At 72.5% G+C, this 16,235-nt stretch carries 13 protein-coding genes; 4 read left to right on the top strand and 9 right to left on the bottom strand.

The window, feature by feature from the left end:
• Positions 1-65 precede the first annotated feature (65 nt).
• The 4 genes from ABGB05_RS28795 to ABGB05_RS28780 all read right to left on the bottom strand — a co-directional run bounded on the left by ABGB05_RS28795 (position 66) and on the right by ABGB05_RS28780 (position 5,799).
• Entirely contained in the window at positions 66-1,682 is a 1,617-nt protein-coding gene (locus tag ABGB05_RS28795; protein ID WP_347657054.1) for a glycosyl hydrolase family 18 protein, read from the bottom strand.
• A gap of 177 nt (positions 1,683-1,859) precedes the next feature.
• Positions 1,860-3,755: an Hsp70 family protein gene (locus tag ABGB05_RS28790; RefSeq protein WP_347657053.1), complete on the bottom strand. Its 1,896-nt coding sequence runs from the start codon at positions 3,753-3,755 to the stop codon at positions 1,860-1,862.
• 105 nt (positions 3,756-3,860) lie between these two features.
• Positions 3,861-4,499, bottom strand: coding sequence for a YceI family protein (locus ABGB05_RS28785; protein ID WP_347657052.1), 639 nt, complete (start codon positions 4,497-4,499; stop codon positions 3,861-3,863).
• A 331-nt stretch (positions 4,500-4,830) separates the two neighbouring features.
• Positions 4,831-5,799: a helix-turn-helix domain-containing protein gene (locus ABGB05_RS28780; RefSeq protein WP_347657051.1), complete on the bottom strand. Its 969-nt coding sequence runs from the start codon at positions 5,797-5,799 to the stop codon at positions 4,831-4,833.
• Between the two features lie 385 nt (positions 5,800-6,184).
• Here ABGB05_RS28780 and ABGB05_RS28775 point away from each other — a divergent pair, with 385 nt between their 5' ends.
• Positions 6,185-7,057, top strand: a complete 873-nt coding sequence (locus tag ABGB05_RS28775; protein ID WP_347657050.1) for a DUF4397 domain-containing protein — start codon at positions 6,185-6,187, stop codon at positions 7,055-7,057.
• On the top strand, positions 7,054-7,839 hold the full coding sequence (locus tag ABGB05_RS28770; protein ID WP_347657049.1) for a class F sortase: 786 nt from the start codon (positions 7,054-7,056) through the stop codon (positions 7,837-7,839). Before ABGB05_RS28775 ends, ABGB05_RS28770 begins: the two co-directional genes overlap by 4 nt.
• Positions 7,840-7,851: 12 nt before the next feature.
• Here the strand turns inward: ABGB05_RS28770 and ABGB05_RS28765 are convergent, their stop codons facing one another.
• The 4 genes from ABGB05_RS28765 to ABGB05_RS28750 form a co-directional block, all read right to left on the bottom strand.
• Positions 7,852-8,244, bottom strand: coding sequence for a DUF2203 domain-containing protein (locus ABGB05_RS28765; RefSeq protein WP_347657048.1), 393 nt, complete (start codon positions 8,242-8,244; stop codon positions 7,852-7,854).
• 121 nt (positions 8,245-8,365) lie between these two features.
• Positions 8,366-9,184: a pyrroline-5-carboxylate reductase gene (gene proC, locus ABGB05_RS28760; RefSeq protein WP_347657047.1), complete on the bottom strand. Its 819-nt coding sequence runs from the start codon at positions 9,182-9,184 to the stop codon at positions 8,366-8,368.
• 98 nt (positions 9,185-9,282) lie between these two features.
• Entirely contained in the window at positions 9,283-10,311 is a 1,029-nt protein-coding gene (locus ABGB05_RS28755) for a 6-phosphofructokinase (RefSeq protein ID WP_331215674.1), read from the bottom strand.
• A 176-nt stretch (positions 10,312-10,487) separates the two neighbouring features.
• Positions 10,488-10,997, bottom strand: coding sequence for a polyadenylate-specific 3'-exoribonuclease AS (locus tag ABGB05_RS28750; protein ID WP_347657046.1), 510 nt, complete (start codon positions 10,995-10,997; stop codon positions 10,488-10,490).
• Between the two features lie 426 nt (positions 10,998-11,423).
• On the opposite strand from ABGB05_RS28750, the gene ABGB05_RS28745 reads away from it, so the two are divergent.
• Positions 11,424-12,116, top strand: coding sequence for a Crp/Fnr family transcriptional regulator (locus ABGB05_RS28745; RefSeq protein WP_347657045.1), 693 nt, complete (start codon positions 11,424-11,426; stop codon positions 12,114-12,116).
• A 147-nt stretch (positions 12,117-12,263) separates the two neighbouring features.
• On the opposite strand, the gene ABGB05_RS28740 is transcribed toward ABGB05_RS28745, so the two are convergent.
• On the bottom strand, positions 12,264-12,455 hold the full coding sequence (locus ABGB05_RS28740; protein ID WP_347657044.1) for a hypothetical protein: 192 nt from the start codon (positions 12,453-12,455) through the stop codon (positions 12,264-12,266).
• A gap of 251 nt (positions 12,456-12,706) precedes the next feature.
• Between ABGB05_RS28740 and ABGB05_RS28735 the strand changes: the two genes are divergently transcribed.
• Positions 12,707-16,234 carry an adenylate/guanylate cyclase domain-containing protein gene (locus ABGB05_RS28735; RefSeq protein WP_347657058.1) on the top strand — a complete coding sequence of 1,176 codons (3,528 nt, stop codon included), beginning with the start codon at positions 12,707-12,709 and terminating at the stop codon, positions 16,232-16,234.
• The last annotated feature ends 1 nt before the right edge of the window (position 16,235 follow it).

Raw genomic sequence — 16,235 nt, 5'->3', positions numbered from 1 at the left:
GTGGAGCCCTGGTCACCTCGAGGTGACCAGGGCTCCACCGCCGACAGCCGGGGTGCCGCCGCCGGCTACCGCAGCCCGTTGGAGATGGCGCTGATCAGCTCACCGTTGGTGGTGTCGCCGGAGAGCTCCCAGAAGAAGGAGCCGCCCAGCCCCTGGCCCTTCGCGTACGACATCTTGCCGGCGATGGTCGCCGGGGTGTCGTAGCTCCACCAGTTGCTGCCGCACTTGGCGTACGCCGTACCGGCGATGGTGCCGGTGGTCGGGCAGGTGTTCTTCAGCACCTTGTAGTCCTCGATGCCCGCCTCGTAGGTGCCGGGTGCCGCGCCGGTCGCCGTACCGCCCGGGGTGGCCTGGGTGACGCCGGTCCAGCCACGGCCGTAGAAGCCGATGCCGAGCAGCAGCTTGCTGGCCGGAATGCCCTTGCTCTTCAGCTTCTGGATCGCCGCGTCGGACCAGAAGCCCTGTTGCGGGATTCCGGCGTACGAGGTCAGCGGCGAGTGCGGGGCGGTCGGGCCCTGCGCGGCGAACGCGCCGAAGTAGTCGTACGTCATCGGCATCAGCCAGTTGAGGTTGTTGATCGCACCGGCGTAGTCGGCCGCGTCGATCTTTCCGCCGTTGCTGCCGTCCGCGGTGATCGCGGCGGTGACCAACGCGGACGAGCCGAACCGGCTGCGCAGCGCGGAGACCACGTTCTTGAACGCGTTCGGGCCACTGGTGTCACAGGTGAGGCCGCAGGCGTTCGGGTACTCCCAGTCGATGTCGATGCCGTCGAAGACGTCCGCCCAGCGCGGGTCCTCGACCAGGTTGTGGCAGGACTCGGCGAACGCGGCCGGGTTCTGGGCGGCCTGGGTGAATCCGCCGGACCAGGTCCAGCCGCCGAACGACCAGATCACCTTGATGTGCGGGTACATCCGCTTGAGCTTGCGCAGCTGGTTGAAGGTGCCGCGCAGCGGCTGGTCCCAGGTGTCGGCGACCCCGTCGACGCTCTCCGCCGCCGTGTACGCCTTCTCGTAGTCGGCGTAGCTGTCGCCGATGGTGCACCGGCCGCCGGTGGTGTTGCCGAAGGCGTACATGATGTGCGTCAGCTTGCTGGCCGAGCCGCTGGTGTGGATGTTCCGCACGTGGTAGTTGCGGGCGTAGACGCCCCACTGGGCGAAGTAGCCGACCACCTTCTGGTCACCGGGCGGCGGCGGGTTGGTCACCGGCGGGGTGGTCGGGGGCGCCGTGGTCGGTGGCGCGGTCGTCGGGGTGGTGTTCGGCGGTGTGGTGGGTGGCGTGCCACCGCCGCCGCAGGAGGCGCCGTTGATGGTGCAGTTCGACGGCGCCCGGTAGCCGCCGGTGCCGACGTAGCCCCAGCTGAACGAGGCACCGGGGGCGATCGCCCCGGCCCAGCTCTTCTTGACCGCCGTGTAGCGGTTGCCGCTGCGGGTGACGTCGGCGTCCCAGAAGCTGCTGACCGTCGTGCCGGACGGCAGGTCGAACTCCACCCGCCAGGTGGCCACCGGGGCGTCGGTGCCGTTGGTGACGGTGACCCTGACCTCGTGGCCGGAACCCCAGTCGGAGGTGGCGGTGAAGCTGGTGGTGAGGTTGCCGGCGCCGAAGGCCGCGGTGACCGGGACCGTCGCGACGGCCAACACCGCCGCGACGCCGGCCCACATCGCCCGGCGGAGGGATCTTCCCATGGCGTCTCCCTTTATTCTTAGGAAACTTTCCATTTAACGTGAGGCGACGCTACTCACCGGCTCGCCGCTTCGTCAAGATGTCCATGTTTCGATTCCCGAGCGGCCCGATCACGCGCGGCCCGCCAACGGCCCACAGCGGCATCGGGGCCCACCTCGGCCCACGACCCGCCTGCCGGCTCAGACCTGGGCCTCCGGATCGATGCTGAGCCGACGCAACTCGACCTGCCGGCGGTCGCTGCTGATGTTCAACAGGTCACCCTCGCAGTGGTAGCTCGTCTGCCCCACAGCGGGGGACATCGGTATCCGCCAGTCCTCCCGACCGTTGATCCGGCCGATCATGGTGCCGCTGGCCCCGGTGCTCTGCACGAACATCTCGCCGTTGCCGGTTCGGAGCCGGAACCTCAGGTTGCCGCTGTTCACCACCTCGTAGCGCCGGCCCTCGTGCCGCCCGGTGCCGACGTCCCGCTTACCGAAGTCCGTAATGCCCCGGCCCTCCGGCCAGAACCGGCGGATCGCTCCGGACGACCGCAACCGGATGTCCGTACCCTTCCAGGAGAAATTAACCACGTTGGAACTCTCCCGCCAGGTGCCGACCAGGCAGGGGTCGATCGCCGACGAGGGCGTCGGGGATGGAGTCGCAGCCGCCGCCGGCGAGCCGGTCGCCGCGCCACCCGAGGCGTCCAGGCCGACCGGAGTGCCACCCCGGCCGCCCTCCTTCGCCGCCGGGTCGCCACCGCCCCGGTCGACCAGGAACGGCACCGCCAGCAGGGTCAGCACCATCACGAACACCGAGGCCACCGCCGCCCACCGGGTCCGCCGGCCCGTACCGGACCAGACGTCGCGGATCCGCCGCCCGCCAGCCCCTACCGGACCACCGACCGTGCCCGGTGCGGCGACGACCGCCACCCCTTCCTCGGCCGCGGCGTCGGCCGTCGGCACACCAGTACGACCGGCGGCCGGCCCGGGGTACGCGTGCAGGCTCCCCTCGGCCACCGCCAACTCCGGCTGCTCCACGGTGCTCGGTGCGACGCCCAGCCGCTGGTGCAGCAGCGTACCGACCAGCGGCATCCGGCTGGCCCCGCCGACCAGGTACAACCCGGCGAGGTCGGCCGGATCCACCCCGGCGTCCCGCAGCGTGGCCCGGGCTACCGTGACCGTCCGGTCGAGGATCGGCCGGGCGAGCTGCTCCACCTGCTCCCGGCCGAAGGGCACGTCCGTGTCGAAGAGCGGCACGTGCACCAGCACGCTCGTCGAGTACGAGAGGATCTCCTTGCCGGCCCGGATGTCGTCCCAGAACGCCCGGCTCAGCCGCCGATCACCGGCGCCGGCCGGCTGGCTCAGCCGGGCCCAGGTGGCGGCGTCCCGCCCCGCATAGGTCGCACCGACATAGGCCATCATCGCCGCGTCCACGTCCAGCCCACCGGCGTCGGCGAGCCCGTCGGTGCGCAGCACCGCAAAGCCGGTGCCGGTGTTGCGGACCACCGAGGCGTCGAAGGTGCCGGCGCCCAGGTCGTACACCAGCACGCAGGAGCCGTTCGGCACGGTCCCGCCGTGCACCGCGACAAAGTGGTGCGCGGCGGCGACCGGCTCGGGCACCAGCGTCACGTCCGGGAACACCGCGTTCGCCGCCGCGAGCAGGACGTTACGTCGGGCCCGCCGCCAGCCGGCCGGGTACGTCAGCACGGTGTGCGGCACGGGCCGGCCGGCGGTTCGACCCGCCTCCTCAGCTACCCGGCGCAGTACGGCGGTGATCAGCTCCTCGACCGGTACCATGACCGGTCCGCCAGCGTCGTCGGCGCGGCCGAGCAGCACCGTACCGTCGTCGACGCACCGTTTCGGGTACGGTTCGAAGCGCTCCGGCTGGGCTCGGGCCGCATGTACGGCTGTCCGGCCAACGACGATCCGCCCGTCCGGGGCAGCGAAGACGGCAGAGGCCAGCAACGGCGAGCCGTCGAAGAGCAGGGGTCGGACCCGCCCGTCGGGCCAGCGCAGCACGGCGACGGTGTGCGACGTGCCGAAGTCGACGCCGAGCCGGAAGTCGTTTGAACCGGTACCCGCACCGTCGTCGCCCACTGGGTCAGGATAGAAGCGGCATGCCAGCCGGGTTGTCACCATGCCGGTCGATCCGCCCGGCAGCCCACCGCCGCCCGGGCAGCCCACCGCGGACGACGCCCGGCGTCAGGGCTGCCGGATCGCCTCGCCGGCGATCTCGATCTGCACGGTCCTGCCCACCAGGACCCCGCCGCTCTCCAGGGCCACGTTCCAGAGCAGCCCGTAGTCCTCGCGCTCGATCTCCGCCGTCGCGCTGAACCCGAAGATGTCCTGACCGTACGGGTCCCGGCGGGCACCGCCGAACTCCACCCGCAGGTCGACCGCCCGGGTGACGTCCTTCACCGTCAACTCGCCGGTCAGCAGGAAACGGCCCGACGTACGGTCCGACTGCTCCAGGACGCTCGGCACCTCGGCCCGGCGGCTCAGCCGGTTGCCCCGCAACCGGGCCCAGAAGAAGATCGCGTCGTTGCGGTCCTGCTCCCACCTGATCCCGGTGCTGCGGTACTCGAGCGTCGGATACCGCTCCACGTCGAGGAAGTCGGGACTGCGCAGATGGGTGTCCCGATCGGTGTGACCGGTGGTGAGGCTCGCCGACCGCATGCTCGCGGTCACCCAGGACTCCGTCGGGTCGTCCGCCACGACGATGCTCGCGGTCGCCTCGCTGAACTCGCCGCGTACCGGACTGACCATCATGTGCCGGGCCAGGAAACCGACCCGTTTGTGCGCGGGGTCGAGAAGGTAGGTGCCGGCAGCCGGAATGGTCATGCCATTCCAGGAGCGCGTGGCGGTGCCGCTCATCATTGTGCCTTTCCCCCGAATGGTTCCGGGCGTCACCGGGTCCGACTGCCTGGTGTGGGACGCCGCCCGAGCAGTGGTCGAACGTTCGGGACCGGTCCAGCATAGGGACGCTCCGAGCTGCCCCCGAATCCCGTTGCCGTACTTATCCCGGTCCGGGTGCGGGGCGTGACGATTCTCACCGCAATGGGGAGACCACCGTTTCATAGCCGTATTCGCATCGCTTCACCAATACGGCTCGGACACGTCAGGAATCGGAATGGGTGGCCTGGCGCGAGGGCTCGGGGCCGTGGCGCGGAGATCAGAGCCAGCCTCGCTCGTGCGCCTGCCAGCCGAGTTGGAGCCGGGAGCGCGAACCGGTCCGCTCCATCAGCGCCTGCACCCGACGTACGACGGTCCGCCGGCTGATCCCGAGCCGGGCACCGGCCGCCTCGTCGGTGAGACCGGCGACCAGCAGGACGAGCAGGTCCCGGTCCTCGGCCGAGATCCCGCCGACCTCCGCCGCCGACACCGGACCGCCCGCCGGCAGCGGCGTCGCCTGCCGCCACACCGTCTCGAAGAGCGCCACCAACGCGTCCAGCAGACCGCACGGGTGGACCAGCAACGCCGCGTCCTGCGCCGAGGCGGTCCAGGAGAGCGGCAGCAACGCCAGCTTCCGGTCCGCGACGGCGAGCTTGGTGGGCAGCGAGGCAGCCAGCCGGGCCTGCTCGCCGGCGCGGATGTGCGCGGCGGTGGTGGCGACGAACTCGGGGTCGGTCAGCGCGGTGCTGTCGTACACCGCCCGGTAGGTCACCCCGGCCGCCTGCTGCTCCAACTGGACCGCGTTCACCCCGCTGGTGGCCGCGTACGGGGGCGCCACCAGGACAAGCATCTCCCGTCCGGCGGCCCGTTGCACCCGGTCGAAGGCCCGACCCACCGCCGCCCGACCCGAGACGATCTCGATGAGTTCCTCGGTACGCCGGTCGCTGGCCCGGCCCTGCGCCTCGGCGGACAGCCGGTGTGCCGCCTCCCGGGCCAGCTCCAGTTCCGCGTACCGTCGACGGATCAGCTGCTCGACGGCGAGTTCGGGCGGCACCGGCACGACCCGGTCGCCGGGCGGCGGGGTCCGGTGCACGAACCCCTCACGTTCCAGGGTGGCGACGACCCGGCGGACCCGGGCCTCGGGCAACCCGACCCGGTCCGCGAGATCCACCAGGTGGGACGCGCCGTGCCGGATCAACGCCAGGTAGGTGGACTCCTCCACCGCGCTCAGTCCGGCCGATCTCAGCACGGGTCGAACCTCCTGGCGCATCCGCGCGGGTCAGCCGCTCGACACACTGTCCAGTCCGTCCTGGCACAGCTGCGCCCACTGTAGATCCTGCACCGACGCCACCCCTCGGGCAGTGGCCGTGACCAGCGTTGTCACGCTTGCCCGACCAGCGAGCCAACCGGACTGCGGTAACGATTGAATCACTCTGCGTGGCAGGCTTGCGGAGCCGGGCCGCCGGTCGCGAACCTGGGGCGGCACCGGCCCGACCGAGCCCCACTCGCGACCACCGCCTCCCGCGCCCCGCCTCGCGGCCACCCCGGCCCGGACGGACCCCCAGTGCGACGTCCCGGGCCCCCGGGCCGTTACCTTGCCCGGCGCACGGTGCCCGGCACGCTCAGGAGGCGAGATGACAGAGATCCCACAGCTGATCCGGATCCCACGGCAGGTCGGCGCGGTGGCCGCCGCTCTGGTGCTCGGTGCCGGGTTGACCACGGTCGCCGCCGGCCCCGCCGGGGCCGCCGCCCCGGTCGGCTACGTACGACTGGCCCACCTCTCCCCCGACACCCCGGCGGTCGACGTCTACCTCGGCGCCGAGTCCGAATCGGCCGAACCGCAGGTGTTCAAGGCGGTCGGCTACGGGGTGCTGTCGCCGTACCTGCCGCTGCCGGTCGGCCCGTACGCCGTGGCGATGCGCAGGGCCGGAGCACCGGCCAGCGACCCGCCGGTGCTGACCGAGAGCGTCTCGGTGACCGCCGGCAGGGCGTACACCGTGGCCGGGGTGGGCCGCTACGCCGAACTCGGGCTCAAGGTACTGGAGGACGACCTGAGCGCCCCCGCGGACGGCCGGGCCAAGGTACGGGTCGTCCAGGCCTCGGTCCGGGCGCCCGTGATCGACGTGTCGGTGGCGGACGGGCCGCGCATCGCCGACGCCGTGCAGTTCGCCACCACCACCCCGTACCAGCAGGTGGAGCCGGGACGCGCCACGCTGCGACTGGCCGGCACCGGAGCCGAGCCCACCACCACCGCCGTGTCGCTGCGCGACGGAACCGTCTACTCGCTGCTGGTGCTCGACGCGAAGCGGGGTGGGCTGACCACCGAACTACGGGTCGACGCCCGGGGAGGTGTGGTCGTACCGGCCGGCGGTGTGGACACCGGGGCCGGCGGGACTGCCGGAGCCGGCGGCTCGTACCCGACGGGGTCCGCGCTGGTCGCGTTCGGCGTGTTCCTGCTCGCGGCGACCGGGCGGTACGCGCTACGACGGCGTACCCGCAGCTCGTGACCGTCGGTTCGGGCATTCACCGCCCGGCGTCGGCGCCGGGCGGCGACCGCCGACGCTCCGGGGCGGTTCGCCGCCCGGACGTCGGCGGCCTGCTGCTCTGCCTGGCACTCGGCGCCGGCCTCGCGGTCACCCTGGCCGGGGACGGCGGGCCGGTCCCGGCACCGGCGGCCCCGCCGACCCGACTCGCGGCCTGCCCGCCGGCGTGCGCCCCGGCCGCCTGCGGGCCGGCGTGCGAGACCGGGGCGGCCACCGAGACCCGGGCGGCCGCCGCTGCCGGCGACACCGCCGCCCGGCCCGCCGAGCCGGCGCCCAGCGGACCGCCGACCCGGGTACGGATCCCGCGGATCCGGGTCGACAGCACGCTGGCCGGTCTGCGGCTGGACCGGACCGGCCGGCTCCCCCCACCGGCGGCCTTCTCCGAGGCCGGCTGGTACGCCGACGGTGTGGTCCCCGGCGACGTCGGTCCGGCCGTCCTCGCCGGGCACGTCGACTCGAAGACCGGCCCGGCGGTCTTCCACCGGCTGGCGGACCTGGAGCCGGGCGACCTGGTCGAGGTGCGCCGGGGCCACCGCTGGCTCCGATTCCGGGTCACCGGCAGCAGCCGACACGCCAAGGCGGAGTTCCCGACCACCGTGGTGTACGGCCCCACCCCCGGGCCCGAGCTACGGCTGATCACCTGCACCGGACGGTTCGACCGGCCCACCGGGCACTACCGGGACAACCTGGTCGTCTACGCCGTCGCCGAGCTGCCCGTGGTCCTCACCGACTCCGCTGCCGGCTGACCCGGGTCCGGCTCAGACCGGGCGCCGCCCCTGGAAGCCGCACTCCACCCGGTGGTACCAGCCCACGTCGCCGTCGCCCTCCAGCCAGCACCACACCACCGGCCGGCCGTCCCGTTCGCCGGGGAAGTCGAGCAGCACCGGGGCGAGCCCCTTGACCTGGATGTCGTGCCCGGTCAGCTCCTCCAGGATGCCGAAGATCCGCGCCTCCAGGCTCTTGACCTCGGCCAGCCCGCCGACCGGACGACCGGCACGCCCGGTCGGGCCGTTGTCACGCTCGGCCGGGCCGGCGCCACGTTCGGCCAGGTCCACCCGCAGCTCGGCGAGGTCGGCACGGAGCCGGACGAGCTCGTCGATCCGGGGACGGAGCGTGGCGATCAGATGCCGCGCCTGGGCAAGAGTGAACACATCGAACAGTATCGGGCACGGACGCTCGCCGGCCGACGATGGAGCGGCAACTTCACCGCCTGGCAACAGCCCTCTTACCGGGCCGTGCGGATCCGATCATCGTGCGGGGCGGAAACCCCGCTCACTCGTTCTGCGCGGCGATCTCCCGGGCCCGGTCCCGGGCCGCCTCGAGGGCGGCGAGCAGCGCGGCCCGGACGCCGTGGTTCTCCAGCTCCCGGATCGCCGAGATGGTGGTCCCGGCCGGTGAGGTCACCGCCTCCCGGAGCTTGACCGGGTGCTCACCGGAATCCCGCAGCATGGTCGCGGACCCGATGGCGGTCTGCACGATCAACTCGTGGGCCACCTGGCGGGGCAGACCGAGCAGGATCCCGGCGTCGACCATCGCCTCGACCAGGAGATAGAAGTAGGCCGGCCCGGAGCCGGAGAGCGCGGTCACCGCGTCCTGCTGCGCCTCGGGGACCCGGATCGTCGCGCCGAGCGGCCGGAACATCTCCTCGGCCAGTTCCAGGTGGGCGCCGGTGGCGTGGGAGCCGGCCGAGATCGCCGTCATCGCCTGGTCGACCAGGGCCGGGGTGTTCGTCATCACCCGGATCACCGGAGTCCCCTCCGGCAGCCGCCGGGCGAAGAAACTCGTCGGCAGGCCGGCGCAGAGCGAGATCAGCAGTTTGTCGGCCGGCACCTTCGGCCCGATCTCGTCCAGCAGCGCGTCCGCGTCCTGCGGCTTGACCGAGATGGCCAGGACGTCCGCCTCGGCCACCGCGACCAGGTTGTCGACCACCGGTACGCCGTACCGGGCGGTGATCTCCTCGGCCCGGGCCGGACGGCGGGTGGTGGCCAGCAGCCGGTGGGCCGGCCAACCCGCCCGGAGCAGTCCGGAGAGCATCAGCTCCCCGATCTTCCCGGTGCCGATCACGGCAACCGTATGCGCTCCCGGCGCCATCGCCTCTCCTCAGGTACGAGCCGTCACCGATCGTCGGTGGGTGGACGCGGGTCGGGCGGCCCGCCGTACCCCGGCGGGCCACCCGTCCACGTACGGCGTCAGCTGCCGAAGAAGACCTCGGCCTCGGTGTACCGCTCCAGCGGTACGGTCTTGAGCTCCTTGGTCGCCTCGACCAGCGGCACCCGGACGATGTTGGTGCCCTGCATCGCGACCATCTTGCCCCAGTCGCCCTCGTTGACCGCGTCGATCGCCTGCAGACCGAGCCGGGTGGCGAGCACCCGGTCGAAGGCGGTCGGGGTGCCACCGCGCTGGATGTGCCCGAGGACGACCGTCCGGGCCTCCTTGCCGGTCTTCGCCTCCAGCTGCTCGGCCAGCCACTGGCCGATGCCGCCGAGCCGGACGTGGCCGAACGAGTCCAGCTCCTGGTTCTGCAGGACCATCTGGCCCTCCAGCGGCTGGGCGCCCTCGGCGACGACCACGATCGGGGCGTACTGGTGCTGGAAGCGCTTCTCGACGTACCCGGCGACCTGGTCGACGTCGAACGGCCGCTCCGGCAGGAGGATCACGTTCGCGCCACCGGCGAGGCCCGCGTGCAGGGCGATCCAGCCGGCGTGCCGGCCCATCACCTCGACGACCAGGGTGCGGTGGTGGCTCTCGGCCGTGGTGTGCAGCCGGTCGATCGCCTCCATCGCGATGTTGACCGCGGTGTCGAAGCCGAAGGTGTAGTCGGTGGCACCGAGGTCGTTGTCGATCGTCTTCGGTACGCCCACCACCTGGACGCCGAGCTCGTGGAGCTTGGTCGCGACGCCGAGGGTGTCCTCGCCGCCGATCGCCACCAGGGCGTCCACGCCCTGCTCGGCGAGGTTGCTCTTGATCTGCTCGACGCCGCCCTCGATCTTGAAGGGGTTGGTCCGGGAGGAGCCCAGGATGGTGCCGCCACGCGGCAGGATGCCCCGGACCTCCGCGATGCCGAGTGGCTTGGTCAGCCCCTCCAGCGGGCCGCGCCACCCGTCACGGAAGCCGACGAATTCGTGGCCGTAGGTGGCGACGCCCTTGCGCACCACCGCTCGGATCACCGCGTTCAGACCCGGGCAGTCACCACCACCGGTGAGCACGCCGATACGCATGATCTGCTCATCCTCCTGGAGCCTTCGATTAAGCCCGTTCAGCCCCAGGGTCGAAGTCGTCAGACCGTCGCGGCACCGTTGCCGGCCCGGGGCGGGCCGTCATTGCGCACTGTAGTCGTCGGCCGGGAGGCAGGCCAGCGCGCCCCGTCAGGCGTCACCGGGGGATCACAAAAAGGTCATCTTGATCTTGCGTCGGCCGAGTGCATCGCCCGCCAGCGGGCGAGGTTGTGCCGGGCGTCGACGAGCGCGTCGTGCCGCCCGGAGGCGTCCGGCAGCGGCGGGCGCCCCCGGTCCTCCCAGCGCTGCCGGAGCTCCTTGGTGAACCGGGGGATCTCCCGGGGCAGTGCCGGCATCGCCCCCCACAGCTGGGCCAGTGCCACGTGGTCGTACGCCGCGTACCAGGCCCAGAGTTCGAGCTGCTCGTCCGGCCGGTCCCGGATCGGCTCGACCAGGAAGTCGTAGAGCTCGTCGCGGATCCGCGCCCGGGAACGCCAGGCCCGGTCCCCCGGCGAGGGCAACTTGTCGAGGACGTGGCGCCGCACCCACGGCACCGCCCGGGAGTCGTCGAACTCGGTGGAGATCGCGTAGAACTCGCGCCCGTACTCGTCGACGACACCGATCGACACCAGGTCGACCAGCCGGCCGTCCTCGATGAACTCACAGTCGTAGAAATAGCGGTAGACCATCACCACCATCCTCGCCCATCCCACCCGCCCGGGGCGGCCCGGGGGCGGGTTCGACCCGCCGGGGAACCGGGCGGTGGGGTCGCCGGGCGGGGCGGAGCGGTCGGGAGCATGCCGGATCCGCGCTCCCGCACCGTGGCCGGCCGGCGGAACGGGCACCACCCGGCCGGCCACGGATCCCGCCCCCTGGACCCGCCTCGCCCCCGTCCGGCCCCCGTCCGACGGCGGATCCGCCACCAGAATCGGGGCCGGTCAGCGACAGAACTGTCACAGAAGTGATTTGAGGGGTGTACAGCAAGCGACAGGGCCGTCATGATCTGATGTGTACCGCTGCCGGACTCCTACCGGTATCAGTTTCACCTTGCCACTTCGGGCGGTTGCGGGTCGCCCGGGGGCAATACTGGTTATCCACCGGGGAGGGGTTGAGCCGTGGAGGTTCGCCTGCCTGAGCCGGGCGACGCCCTCACCGGCGTCGACATGTTCGCCGGCCTCGAGCCCGAGGTGCGCCAACGGGTCATCGCCGCGGCGGTCCCCCGTACCTATCGCAAGGGCCAGCTGCTGTTCGTCGAGAACGACCCCGGCGAGTCGCTCATCGTGCTCCGTCGTGGGGCGGTGGCGGTGTTCCGCACCGCGCCGACCGGCGAACGGGCCGTACTCAACGTCATCCGTCCCCCGGACGTGCTCGGCGAGGTCTCGCTGCTGGACGCCTCCACCCGCTCGGCGTCCGCGGAGGCCATCGAGGACTGCACCGCCCTGGCGCTGTCCCGGGGTGCCTTCATGGAGCTCGTGCACTCCAACCCGCGCATCCTCGACGCGGTCATGCGGTCCCTCGGTGGACTGATCCGCCGGCTGACCGAGCAGAACGCCGACCATGTCTTCCTCGACCTGCCGGGTCGGGTGGCCAAGACACTGGTCCGACTGGCCGGCGAGAGCCAGGCGCCGATGATCACGATCGAACTCAACCAGAGCCAGCTCGCCGAGATGGCCGGCGGCTCGCGGCAGAGCGTCAACCAGGCGATCGGCTCGTTCGCCAGCCGGGGCTGGCTGCGTACCGAGGGGCGCCGGATCGTAGTCACCGACGTGGCGGCGCTCCGCCGCCGGGCCGGCATGGCCGACCGCTGAGCTCACCCGCGGAGACCTCCCCACCCCCGGAGATCCACACTTCGGACGTGCCCGACCGGACGCCCCGTGAACGGTCGACCCGTCCCCGGCACGCCCGGTCGTCGCCCCGGCCTCCGGAACGTCCTCCGACGCGTTCGGCGACCGGGATCAGGTCGGACCCAGCCAGTCCGTCCCCTCCTTGCCACCGCCCGTCGAGCCCGAATCGGCACTCTCGCCGCCGACGATGCCCGCCGCCTGAAGCTTCGCCAGGGTGGCGGCGTCCACGTCGATCATGTCTCCCGAGGCGTGACCGACACCATCGCCGTCGGTCCATTCCTTTTCCAGTCGGACGTACACCATTGTCCATCTCTCCCTGATATTCACCGATCGGTCGGCGCCAATGACTGTATCGTGGATCTCCAGTGGTGGACTGTCCGCTAGCCAACAGCCCGGTTCCCGACAGCGGCGTCGGGCGGTGATACTCGGCGGGGCGATTCCGCCGGCTCCGGCCCGACACTGGGGACCGACCGGCGGCGGTCGACCGGCCCGTCCCGACCGGAGCCCGCCACCCCGGCAGTACACACTCCACTTCGAGGCTGTAGGAGGACGGCATCTCCGCTCCCTGTACGACATGCGGCCGGACCGCCGCAGCCGGCGACCGCTTCTGCGGCGGCTGCGGGACCGAACTCGCCCCGGCCTGCACCCAGTGCGACCGGCCGCTCGCCCGGGACGCGGCCTTCTGTACGGCCTGCGGCACCCCCCGCCCCGGTCAGCCGGTGCGTCGGTCGACGGTGGGCCAGGAGGACCGCCGACGGGTCAGTGTGCTCTTCGTCGACCTGATCGACTTCACCCCGTACGTCGAACGCGCCGATCCGGAACTGGTCCGGAAGATGCAGACCTCGTTCTTCTCGGCGGCCCGGCGGGTCATCGGCCACTACGGCGGGGTGGTGGAGAAGTACATCGGCGACGCGGTGATGGCGCTGTTCGGCGCCCCGGTGGCGACCGAGACGGACGCACTGCGCTGCGTACGCGCCGGTCTGGAGCTGCAGCGGGTGCTGACCCGGCTCACCCCGACCGGCGCCGACCACCTGCGGTTCCGGGTCGGGGTGGCCACCGGTGAGGCGCTGGTCGACGTGGCCGCCGCCCGGGACGGCGGGCAGGCGATCGTCGCCGGGGACGTGGTCAACACCGCGTCCCGGATGCAGTCGGTGGCCCCGCCCGGCGGAGTGCTGGTCTGCGGCAACACGTACGCGTTGACCCGGGACGCGATCCGGTACGACGCGCAGGACCCGGTGCTCCTGCGTGGCCGGTCCACGCCGACCGAGGTCTGGCTGGCGCTCGCCGCCGTACTGCGGCAGCCGCCGGACCGCGAGTCAGACACCACCCCGCTGATCGACCGCGAACACGAACTGGGCCTGCTGGTCAACGCCCTGCACCGGTCCATCCGGGACCAGCTGCCCCAACTGGTCACGGTGCTCGGGCACGCCGGGATCGGCAAGAGCCGGCTGGTCCGGGAACTGTTCCGGCACACCGAACGGCTCACCGACCAGCCGGTCACCTGGCGGACGGGCCGGTGTCCGCCGTTCGGCGAGAACGTCACCTTCGCCGCGCTGGCCGACATCGTAAAGGCCGAGGCGGGGATCCTGGACACCGACCCGGCCTCGGTGGCGGCCCGACGCCTGGAGGCGACCCTCGACGAACTGGTCGGACCCGGCGAGGCGGGCCGGCTGGTCGACGCGCTCCGCCCGGTGGTCGGTCTGCCCGGTCCCACCCTGCCGGCCGAGGAGTCCGAGTCGGCCTGGCGCCGCTTCCTGGTCGCGCTCGCCGCCCGACAGCCGACGGTGCTGGTCTTCGAGGACCTGCACTGGGCGGACGAGGCGATGCTCAACTTCGTGGAGCTGCTCGGGGCGTACGCCCAGAACGTGCCGTTGCTGCTGCTCTGCACCTCCCGGCCGGAGCTGGTCAAGCGGGAGCCGAGCTGGGCGGGGACGATCACCGCCTCGCTGACCATCAGCCTGCCGCCGCTTCGGGACACCGCCATCGCCTCGCTCTACGGCCACATCTTCGGCCAGGCGGCGTTCTCGACCGACATGCTCAACCCGCTGGTCGAGGTCGCGGACGGCAACCCGCTCTACGCCCACGAGTACGTCCGGATGCTGATGGAGCAGGGGGCGCTGCGCCAGTCCGGTCGGGGCTGGTCGCTCGAGAAGCGGCACGACCTGCCGATGCCGGAAAGCGTGCACGCGGTCATCGCCAACCGGGTGGACCTGCTCGACGGCCCGGACCGCGCGGTGCTGCTGGCCGCCTCGGTGGTCGGCATGCAGTTCTGGCCGGGTGCGGTCGCGGCCGCGCTGGGGCAGCCGGTCGAGGCGGTCGACCGGGCGCTGCGCCAGCTGGAGCAGCGGGACTTCGTCCACGAACAGCCGTCGTCCACGATGGCCGGACAACCGGAGTTCCGGTTCCGGCACGTCCTGGTCCGGGACGTCTGCTACCAGCGGCTGCCGCGTACCGAACGGGTGGCCCGGCACGAACGCACCGCCGAGTGGTTGGACAGCATGTCCCGGGGCCGGGACACCGACCTGGCCGAGGTGCTGGCGCACCACCGCTGGGCGGCGCACGAGATCGCGCACACCCTGGGCGTGGCGACCGACCGGTACGCCCCGCCGGCCCGGGACGCGCTGCACCGGGCGGCCCGCCGGGCGTACGCGTTGCACGCGCTGGACGTGGCGGCCAACCACGCGGCCCGGGCACTCGGGCTGGCCGACGACACCGATCCGGTCGGCCGGCTGCGGCTGGAGCTGCTGAGCACCGAGATCTCGTACTTCCGGGACGGCAACAACTTCCTCGCCGGCGGCGGCACCGAGCAGTTGCACACCCTGGCGGAGCGGCTCTTCGCGTACGGCGAGAACGGCGACGCGGCCCGGGCCTGGACACTGCTCGGGCAGGCCGCCTGGCTGCGAGCCGACCGGTCCGGCGCACTGTCCTGTCTGGACCGGGCCGTCGAGCTCTTCGACGCGTTGCCGGACACCGCGCAGAAGGCGGACGCCTACGCCGAACTGGGCCGGCTGCACATGCTCAACTACGAGCGCGATCCGGCGATCGCGGCGGCCGGCGCGGCGGCCGACATCGCCGAACGGCTCGGACTGGTGGAGACCCAGGCCAACGCCCGGATCACCGTGGCGACCGCCCGCTACCAGGCCGGTGACCCGGCCGGCCTGGACGAACTGTACGAGATCCACCGGCTCTGCCAGACCCACCAGCTCCTCGCCTGGCCCCGGGCGGTACAGAACCTCGCGTACGCGGTCCGGGAGGAGGGCGACTGGATCCGGTCCGGCGAACTCGTCGCCGCCTGTCCCGCCCTCACCCGGGGCGAGACGCTCGCCACCGGTGGCTCCGGCGACGCCATGCGGGCGTACTGCGAGGGTGAGTTCGGCCGGCTGCTGACCGTCGCCGACGCGTTCGTCGACACCCCGGCCGGTCGGTGGGACATGCAGGTACGTGGGGTGCGCGCCTGTCTGCGGGTGCTCCGCGACGAGCCGGTGCCCGGCGAGGCGGCAATCGACGACGTCACCGACGCCCTGGAGACCGCCCGGCGCAGTGGCTTCCACCGGCTGCACTGGACGGTACTCGGGCTCGGCGCGCTCTGCCGGGCCCTGCAGGAACGCCGGCAGGAGGCCGCCGACCTGCTCGACGAACTCGCCGGGTCGTGGTCGGCGGTGCCCGCCCTGGCCAGCGGGGAGTGGATGCCCGCCGCCGCGTACGCCGCCGCGCTGGCCGGCCGCGGATCGGCGGTACGGGTCCGGGGCATGCTCGACCGGGTCACCCACCACACGCCGTGGGTGGAGGCGGCGCTGCGTACCGTCACGGCGGCGTCGGCGAGCGCGGACGGCGAGCACGGTCGGGCGGGGCAGCTGTACCTCGCGGCGGCGGAGATCTACGCGGGAATCCCGGACGTGACCGACCGGATGCTCGCCCTGGCGCTCGCCGCCGGTGAGCTGCGGCTGGCCGACCGGCCCGCGGAGGCGGAGATGGCGCTCGCCGAGGTACGCGCCTTCGCGCTGCGGAACCGGGCGCCCGGTCTGCTCCGGCTCGGGCCGGGCCCGACCGCGCCCGGCAGCACGCCGGTACTCGCCTCCTGAC

The sequence above is a fragment of the Plantactinospora sp. B5E13 genome (assembly GCF_039871775.1).
Classification (GTDB): domain Bacteria; phylum Actinomycetota; class Actinomycetes; order Mycobacteriales; family Micromonosporaceae; genus Plantactinospora.
The sequence above is the reverse complement of the archived record's forward strand: the minus strand, read 5'-3'. Positions and strand labels throughout refer to the sequence as shown.

Coding starts and splice junctions, on each gene's coding strand:
- ABGB05_RS28775 (WP_347657050.1), top strand. CDS start 6,185: ATGACAGAGATCCCACAGCTGATCCGGATCCCACGGCAGGTCGGCGCG.
- ABGB05_RS28740 (WP_347657044.1), bottom strand. CDS start 12,455: ATGGTGTACGTCCGACTGGAAAAGGAATGGACCGACGGCGATGGTGTC.
- ABGB05_RS28755 (WP_331215674.1), bottom strand. CDS start 10,311: ATGCGTATCGGCGTGCTCACCGGTGGTGGTGACTGCCCGGGTCTGAAC.
- ABGB05_RS28785 (WP_347657052.1), bottom strand. CDS start 4,499: ATGACCATTCCGGCTGCCGGCACCTACCTTCTCGACCCCGCGCACAAA.
- ABGB05_RS28795 (WP_347657054.1), bottom strand. CDS start 1,682: ATGGGAAGATCCCTCCGCCGGGCGATGTGGGCCGGCGTCGCGGCGGTG.
- proC (WP_347657047.1), bottom strand. CDS start 9,184: ATGGCGCCGGGAGCGCATACGGTTGCCGTGATCGGCACCGGGAAGATC.
- ABGB05_RS28750 (WP_347657046.1), bottom strand. CDS start 10,997: ATGGTCTACCGCTATTTCTACGACTGTGAGTTCATCGAGGACGGCCGG.